The 1,847-nt window shown below is 63.5% G+C and carries 2 protein-coding genes; both read right to left on the bottom strand.

The window, feature by feature from the left end:
• Positions 1 to 18: 18 nt before the first annotated feature.
• Entirely contained in the window at positions 19 to 507 is a 489-nt protein-coding gene (benB, locus tag ACMV5O_RS21240) for a benzoate 1,2-dioxygenase small subunit (protein WP_416165303.1), read from the bottom strand.
• A 17-nt stretch (positions 508 to 524) separates the two neighbouring features.
• Positions 525 to 1,847 (bottom strand): benzoate 1,2-dioxygenase large subunit (gene benA, locus ACMV5O_RS21235; RefSeq protein ID WP_416165302.1); only part of this gene is annotated, 1,323 nt, incomplete at its 5' end.

The raw sequence follows: 1,847 nt of genomic DNA, 5'->3' as shown, positions 1-1,847 counted from the left end.
GGCGCCCCGCCCTCGTTATCAGACGTGGTAAACGTCGATGACGTGACGAATGTAGTCGGTCTTCAGGACCACCTTCTTGTCCTTGATGATCGGGCTCGCGCCCGACACGTCCAGGGTGTAGAAGCTGGTGCCGCAGAAGTGGTCGGTGTGGTTGTAGCGCACGCTCATGGTGTGCCAGTTGAAGCGCAGCTTGACCGTCTTGTCGTCCTGCTCGAGCACCTCGATGTTGGCGAGGTGGTGGTTCGTGCGGGTGTCGGGGATGGTCGCGCTCGAGCGCTCGGTGCGGATGCGGAACACGCGGTCTTCCAGGCCGGCGCGGCGGCCGTACCAGATCAGCGAGATCTCGGACTGCGGGTCTTCGGTGAGCTCGCCGTCGTCATCCCAGGCGGGCATCCAGAAGGTGCAGTTCTCGTCGTACATCGCCAGCCACTCGTCCCACTCGCGGTCGTCCAGGTGACGGGCTTCGCGGTACAGGAAGGCGCACAGGTCTTGGTAGGAAAGGCTCATTTTTGTTCGGTCTCCGCTCAGGCTTCGGCTTGGGCTTGTTCGGCCGCCAGGGCCTTCTTCATCTCTTCGAGCCAGTAGGTGTGCTGTGCCACGTACAGGCCCTCGTCTTCGGTCTTGATGCCCGACAGGATGGGCTTGAGGTTGATCTTGTCGGCTTCCTCGTCCGGGCCTTCGACCCAGTGCTCGGCACCGCGCGACATGTCGTTCCACTCGAAGTAGCCGGCGTTGAAGCCTTCCTGGCAGGCGCGGAACTCCTCGAGGTCGTCCGGCGTGGCCATGCCCGAGGCGTTGAAGAAGTCCTCGTACTGGCGGATGCGGCGCGCACGCGCCTCGGCCGACTCGCCCTTGGGCGCGATGCAGTAGATGGTGACTTCGGTGCGATTGACGTCGAGCGGGCGGAACACGCGGATCTGCGAGCTGAACTGGTCCATCAGGTACACGTTCGGGTACAGGCACAGGTTGCGCGAGTTGCCGATCATCCAGTCGGCCTTGGCTTCGCCGAACTCGGCGACCAGGCGCTCGCGCTGCTCCATCAGCGGACGGTCCTCGGGGTTGTCCCAGCGCGTCCACAGCAGCAGGTGGCCGTTCTCGAACGAGTACGAACCGCCGCCCTTGCGCGCCCAGCCGCCGGCGCTCATCGCCTTGATGTCGTCGCCCGCGTCGCGGCTCTTGCGCTGCGCCTGGGTGGCGGCGTAGTTCCAGTGCGTGGCGGTGACGTGGTAGCCGTCGGCGCCGTTCTCGGCCTGCAGCTTCCAGTTGCCCTCATACACGTAGGTCGAGGCGCCGCGCAGCACTTCCAGCCCTTCCGGCGACTGGTCGACGATCATGTCGATGATCTTGGTCGATTCGCCGAGGAATTCTTCCAGCGGGGCCACGTCGGCCTTCAGGCTGCCGAACAGGAAGCCGCGGTAGGACTCGAAGCGCGCGATCTTCTTCAGGTCGTGCGAGCCGTCGCAGTTGAAGCTGTCCGGGTAGCCCGTCTCGTTGGGATCCTTGATCTTGAGCAGCTTGCCCGAGTTGTTGAAGGTCCAGCCGTGGAACGGGCAGGTGTAGGTGGCCTTGTTGCCGTGCTTGAAGCGCGCCAGCACCGCACCGCGGTGCGCACAGGCGTTGATGAAGCAGTTGAGCTGGTTGTCCTTGTTGCGCGTGATGAAGACCGGCTGACGGCCGATCTTGGTCGTGTAGTAGTCGTTGATCTTCGGCAGCTGGCTCTCGTGCGCGAGATAGACCCAGTTGCCTTCGAAGATGTGCTTCATCTCCAGATCGAACAGCTCGCGGCTGGTGAACATTTCGCGCTTGCAGCGGAACAGGCCTTTCGCCTTGTCCTTCTGGATCAGGGT

Origin of the sequence: Thauera sp. WH-1, assembly GCF_047806685.1 — a bacterium.
Taxonomy (GTDB): domain Bacteria; phylum Pseudomonadota; class Gammaproteobacteria; order Burkholderiales; family Rhodocyclaceae; genus Thauera.
Note: the sequence above shows the minus strand (reverse complement) of the source record. Positions and strands in the feature narration are given on the sequence as shown.

Excerpts from the sequence above, each read along its gene's own strand:
- benB (WP_416165303.1), bottom strand. The coding sequence starts at position 507 with ATGAGCCTTTCCTACCAAGACCTGTGCGCCTTCCTGTACCGCGAAGCC.